This is a genomic window from Legionella quateirensis (assembly GCF_001467955.1).
Taxonomy (GTDB): Bacteria; Pseudomonadota; Gammaproteobacteria; order Legionellales; family Legionellaceae; genus Legionella; species Legionella quateirensis.
Genome location: NZ_LNYR01000029.1, coordinates 236 through 648, shown reverse-complemented (window position 1 = coordinate 648; position 413 = coordinate 236). Strand labels below are relative to the sequence as shown.

Genomic DNA, 413 nt, shown 5'->3' with positions numbered 1-413 from the left:
GCAGAGCTAAAGACTTGAGCGGTGTCTTCATTCGTGGTTTGAGCGCCAGGGACGCTGTTGATTGGGGCATCATTAACCGGGTTCACCGTCAGGTTCACTGTAGCGGTTTCCGTAACCCCACCGGAAGTCACCGTATAAGTAAAACTGGTGCTGCCATTGTAATTAGCGGTTGGGGTAAAGCTTAAAGTGCCGTCATTATTTAACAGCACTGTGCCGTTGGCTACCGTTACGGTGTTGCCTGCGGTAATAGCTGTACCATCAATCGCAGTGATGGTATGACCTGCGTTTTCAAAGGTATCATTATTATTCACATCATAAGTAGCCACCGTGTCTTCATTCAGGGTTATGACATCATTGACAATATCCACGACTGGATTGACTGTAATGGCGATGCTGTCCGTATCGCTTAAAGT

At 47.2% G+C, this 413-nt stretch carries 1 protein-coding gene; it reads right to left on the bottom strand.

What is annotated here, in order from left to right:
• Window positions 1-413, bottom strand: a 413-nt coding sequence (locus tag Lqua_RS09685; RefSeq protein WP_162264398.1) for an Ig-like domain-containing protein, incomplete at both ends; no start/stop codon positions are given.